Origin of the sequence: Paracoccus sp. J56 (assembly GCF_019633685.1) — a bacterium.
Lineage (GTDB): Bacteria > Pseudomonadota > Alphaproteobacteria > Rhodobacterales > Rhodobacteraceae > Paracoccus > Paracoccus kondratievae.
This window is the reverse complement of the sequence record NZ_JAFL01000061.1, coordinates 1-4,681: the sequence shown is the minus strand read 5'-3', so window position 1 is coordinate 4,681 and position 4,681 is coordinate 1. Positions and strand designations below refer to the sequence as shown.

At 60.9% G+C, this 4,681-nt stretch carries 5 protein-coding genes and 1 pseudogene; 3 read left to right on the top strand and 3 right to left on the bottom strand.

The genetic code is table 11. The features are described 5' to 3' along the window. The coding region (locus M511_RS18815) for a transposase (RefSeq protein WP_139824637.1) at nt 1–295 on the bottom strand (295 nt) is incomplete at its 3' end. 119 nt (nt 296–414) lie between these two features. On the opposite strand from M511_RS18815, the gene M511_RS18810 reads away from it, so the two are divergent. Beyond that, on the top strand, nt 415–603 hold the full coding sequence (locus M511_RS18810; RefSeq protein WP_139824650.1) for a hypothetical protein: 189 nt from the start codon (nt 415–417) through the stop codon (nt 601–603). Between the two features lie 443 nt (nt 604–1,046). Here M511_RS18810 and M511_RS18805 read toward each other — a convergent pair whose 3' ends face one another. After that, nucleotides 1,047–1,532 carry a GNAT family N-acetyltransferase gene (locus tag M511_RS18805; RefSeq protein WP_085503229.1) on the bottom strand — a complete coding sequence of 162 codons (486 nt, stop codon included), beginning with the start codon at nt 1,530–1,532 and terminating at the stop codon, nt 1,047–1,049. 215 nt (nt 1,533–1,747) lie between these two features. Here M511_RS18805 and floR point away from each other — a divergent pair, with 215 nt between their 5' ends. After that, nucleotides 1,748–2,971, top strand: coding sequence for a chloramphenicol/florfenicol efflux MFS transporter FloR (gene floR, locus M511_RS18800; RefSeq protein ID WP_085503227.1), 1,224 nt, complete (start codon nt 1,748–1,750; stop codon nt 2,969–2,971). A gap of 123 nt (nt 2,972–3,094) precedes the next feature. On the opposite strand, the gene M511_RS18795 is transcribed toward floR, so the two are convergent. Beyond that, nucleotides 3,095–3,886, bottom strand: a complete 792-nt coding sequence (locus tag M511_RS18795) for a phytanoyl-CoA dioxygenase family protein (RefSeq protein ID WP_085503225.1) — start codon at nt 3,884–3,886, stop codon at nt 3,095–3,097. 523 nt (nt 3,887–4,409) lie between these two features. On the opposite strand from M511_RS18795, the pseudogene M511_RS18790 reads away from it, so the two are divergent. After that, nucleotides 4,410–4,681 (top strand): annotated as a pseudogene (locus M511_RS18790) (IS110 family transposase); the annotation flags it as partial.

Sequence of the window (4,681 nt, the reverse complement as noted above, 5' to 3'; positions counted from 1 at the left end):
TGTCGATCATCTGGAGCTTGTCGGGCGCGAGCTTCGCGTGGTTCAAGGCATCCAGGATGTCCTCCCACAGCCCGGCGAGCGTCCAGCGCCGGAACTGCCGGTAGACAGATGACCACTTGCCAAACTCCTCTGGCAGGTCCCGCCAGGGCGCACCGGTCCGCGCGACCCAGAAAATGCCATCCAGAACAAGTCGATGGTCCGCAGGCTTGCGCCCGTTCGGATGCCGGACGGCTCGGATGAAGCCCTCAAAGAATGCCCATTCGTCGTCGGACATCAGATTGCGTGCCAAGGTCACCTCCCACGTAGAGATGATCTTGAATCACAGCCAGACGCGCAGGGGAATCCTTTTTGTCAACACAACCTAAGGAAGTTCCTATCGACACTGAGTTGGTGACCACCCAGGAGGAATTGGAGATGGATAACTTTCTTGAAAGCGAGTGGGATGCGTTCATTACCCGCGATTTCATGAACGAGGCCTATGGAGACGCCGAGAACCTGTGGAGGCAGATGTTGAAGGTCTCCGGTCTGAACATCATGGACACGATTACGCAGGGTGGGCGGCAGGTCACCCTCATCGCAAACGTGGGCGAACTGGCGGAATAGAGCATCCTGTCTTCTTCCTTGGTGCAACCGGGAAAGCTTCAAGTTTTGGCTACGCCTTCCGGTTTGCGAAATACTGAATCGCGCGGGGTTTCCCGGAGGCCGGTTGGTTTAAGTTATGCGGCCATGGCTGCCTTGCTCTGATCCCCGAAAACCGGACCGTTCATAATTGGAGCTTTCCGCGCTATTTTCCCGGCTGGGAGAAGGAGCGGAGCGATGAAGGCATCGAAGTTTTCGCTTCACGCTCCTTCGGGTCGGACGCCCAGAAGGCGTTCATTCTGAAGCCCGCGATTCCCGTCGAACGGGATCAAGACCAACATGGCCCCGCCACGCGACCGTGTCTGCCGGTCGCCTCCTGAGCGGACGCGCGGATCAGGGACAGTTCGATGGCACGAATGTCGGCAAGCGCCTCGAGCCCGTCGGCCGGCAGAGGGAGATGGCGCACATCAGCGTCGCCCCGGAGCGAAGCGCTTCGACACCGTGTTGGCGATGCGCCTGTAGTCTTCGAAGCCGAGGCTGTCATAGAAGGCCAGCGCGCCGGCATTCTCGAGCCTGATGCTGGCGTCGATGAAGCAGACACCTGCAGCGTCGGCAGCGGCGATGGTTCTCCCGAACAGAGCCTTTCCGATGCCAAGGCGGCGATGGCCGGATTGGACGTAGGTCGAGATGAATGCCCAGTCGGCAGGCAGCCGGTCTTCTCCCGGCCAGTCCGGGTCTGACCATTCGAGCGATTGGAACCCTTTCACATCGGAGCCTGCCGCCGCCACGAAACAGGAGATACCGCGTGGGGGAGAAATGAATTCCCTCCGTATGCGCCCACCATCGAAAGGTCCTTCACGCGACGTCAATCCACCGATCGAGACGATCTCGTTGAGGATGGCCGCCATCTGATCCGCGTCCTCATCCCGGGCCGCCCGAACGACGAGGTTCATGATCCTTGTCTCCGCCTTCTCGACTTCGCAGGCAAGATACGATAGTTTCAGCCAGTATCCTTTCCAATTCGGGGAACGTCATGGGAGACGGAAAGTCCGCAGACAGGTAAGCCGCAGCAACGGTCTTCGTTGTTGCGGCGTTCCGTAGAGCAAATCGGTTCCGATTGCCGACGAACGAACGCCGCTTTTGGCTTCATTCAAGCGGATGTTTCGTCATGACAACCTCACGACATGCGTGGACCTACACGCTGCCTTCGGCCCTATTGCTGATGGCTCCCTTCGACATCCTCGCCTCTTTGGCGATGGACATCTTCCTTCCCGTCGTTCCGGCGATGCCCGGCATCCTGAACACGACCCCGTCCATGATCCAGCTCGCGCTCAGCCTCTACATGGTGACGCTCGGGGTGGGGCAGGTGGTGTTCGGCCCGATCTCGGACCGCATCGGGCGACGGCCCGTCCTGCTTGCAGGCGGCGCGCTGTTTGCGGTCGGCTCGCTTGGCGCGGCCTGGTCGTCGACAGCTGAAGCGTTTCTTTGCTTCCGCCTCGTCCAGGCGACAGGGGCGTCGGCAGCGCTGGTCGCAACCTTCGCGACAGTTCGCGACGTCTATGCCAGCCGCCCGGAGAACGCCGTCATCTACGGATTGTTCAGCTCGATGCTGGCCTTCGTTCCGGCCATCGGACCGGTGACAGGGGCTGTCATCGCAGAGGCGCTGGGATGGCGGGCGATCTTCCTGACGCTTGCCGCACTGGCAACTCTCGCCGTGGGCAACGCCTTGCTCCGGTGGCATGAAACCCGCCCGGTCATCGAGAACGGAAAACGGCCTTCGGTCCTGCCGATTTTCACGAGCTTGCCGTTCTGGGTTTATACGGCGGGCTTCAGCGCCGGCATGGGCTCGTTCTTCGTCTTCTTCTCGACGGCTCCGCGCGTGCTGATCGGACGAGCGGGCTACTCGGAATTCTGGTTCAGCCTGGCCTTCGCGACGGTCGCGCTCGTCATGATCGCGACCACGCGATTTGCCAAGACTTTCGTTGGCAGGTGGGGCGTCGCCGGCTGCGTCGCGCGCGGGATGGCTCTGCTCGTCTGTGGAGCGGCGCTCCTCGGGATCGGGGAAGTCTACGGGTCTCCGTCGTTCTTCACCTTCATCCTGCCAATGTGGGTGATCGCCGTCGGCATTGTGTTCACCGTATCAGTCACTGCCAACGGGGCTCTTGCGGATTTCGACGAAATCGCAGGATCTGCAGTCGCCTTCTATTTCTGCATCCAGAGCCTGATCGTCAGCATCGTCGGCACGCTGGCGGTAACGCTGTTGAACGGTGACACCGCCTGGCCATTGATCTGTTACGCAACGGCAATGGCCCTGCTGGTGTCGGGCGGGCTGTGGCAGCTTCGATCCTGGTCGCGCGGGCAGGAAACTCCACTGCAGCGTGACAGCCAGTAGGGGAGAAGCAACAAGCTCTACCGGCTGCAGTCCCACATATGGTCGCGCCCCGGCTCACCCGGGGCGCTGAGCTCGAGAGAGAAAACCCGGGGTCGCGCGCGGCGGCCCCGAAGCCTCAGGCGATCAGGCCGTCATTCCAATTGCCTGACGGATTGCGACCTGTACCGGAGAGGGCGGCAGGGCGGGATCGAACTCGCCTTTCGGCAGGAGTGCCGGTTGCGCCATGAAGCGCGGCCGCTGCCCCCGGTGTGGCTGTGCGGCATGGACCAGAAACGGGTGGCAGAGATAGACCGTGCCCGCCGTGCCTGTCGCCAGTTCCACCTTGCACTTCTCCGTCGAGGCGTAGCCATTGGCAGACAATTGCCTGAGCGTTGCGCCTGCCTCGCCGTAGGGAAGTAATTCCCGTGCGATGTGGGCATGGGAACCCACCCGAATCCTCGTGGGTGCATCGTCCGGGCCGACATCCGAAAACAGGAACAGCATCAGCAGGGCGCGTCCGCTGCTCTTCACGTTGGCACGCCATTCCATGAAATCCGGATTGTCGGTACCGAAGCTCATGTCCACATGCCAGCCATCGTCACCGGGCGTTTCCGGAGAGGGAAAGCGGATCGGAAAGGTTCCCAGTCCCTTGGGGGCAAGCCAGCGGCCTTCGCCGACGAGCTGATCGTAGGCTTTGTGGAGGCGTGGCGTGTTGGCGGCTTCGATGAAGGGGAGCGAGGATTTGAACCCCACCCGAACAACGGGACGATCCCATTTTTGAGGCTCATCCGGCGACAGACCTGTATCGGCCCACAGTTCGTCCCTGCATTGTTTCGCGAGATCGGCGCTGAAGGCATCTTCTATCTTGACGAAACCATCGTCAATGAAGCTCTGGACCTGACCTGGAGTCAGGCCGACGTGCTCGATTTTGGGCATTGGACGTTCTCCGTGCGGCTGCCGCGTCAGCGGAGCCGATTGATATGAATGGCGCAGAATGCGCCGGAACGACTGAAAGCCGTTCAGATCAGCGGGAAGAACGTGGACATGAACATCATGCATAAAGGGATAACCGAAAGCGGGAACGTGAACAAGTTGCTGCGCGCGAGCATGCGGGGATAAACCCTTTATACGCCGAGGACAGCGACTTGCGGAGCTGGTTTCCCCGCGCATGCGGGGATAGACCCATGTTCCGCGTGCCTGTCGGGTAGGCATGCCCGATTTCCCCGCGCAGGCGAGGATAGATCTCAACTCCAAACGATAGCCAGCGGCTTCGGTACCGCCGACCTCGGTTGCACGCCGGTAGGCATGGCTGATGTCCGCCTCTTTACAACCGTATTTCGCCCGGCGCAAAGCTCAGCGGGATGTAGGTCATGTTGATGGCGTGGATGCCCCCACCTGACGGCATCGCAATGTGCCAATGTGATGCGTGTTGAAGCCATCACAGAAGGAGGGAGCATCCATGTCCGAGGTTACGATTATCGGGATCGATCTGGCAAAGCGCATTTTCCACCTGCACGGTGCCGGTCACGACGGATCCGTCGTGTTTCGCAAAAGGCTTTCGCGTGGCCAGCTACTTGCGTTCATGTCTCAGGTACCGCGGTGCGTTGTCGCCATGGAGGCGTGTGCGACGGCGCATGGCTGGGGCCGCGCTTTCGAGACGTTTGGACATGAAGTGCGCCTGATCCCGCCGGTCTACGTGAAGCCATTCGTCAAACGCCAGAAGAACGATTG

Excerpts from the sequence above, each read along its gene's own strand:
- M511_RS18795 (WP_085503225.1), bottom strand. The coding sequence starts at position 3,886 with ATGCCCAAAATCGAGCACGTCGGCCTGACTCCAGGTCAGGTCCAGAGC.
- M511_RS18810 (WP_139824650.1), top strand. The coding sequence starts at position 415 with ATGGATAACTTTCTTGAAAGCGAGTGGGATGCGTTCATTACCCGCGAT.
- M511_RS18805 (WP_085503229.1), bottom strand. The coding sequence starts at position 1,532 with ATGAACCTCGTCGTTCGGGCGGCCCGGGATGAGGACGCGGATCAGATG.
- floR (WP_085503227.1), top strand. The coding sequence starts at position 1,748 with ATGACAACCTCACGACATGCGTGGACCTACACGCTGCCTTCGGCCCTA.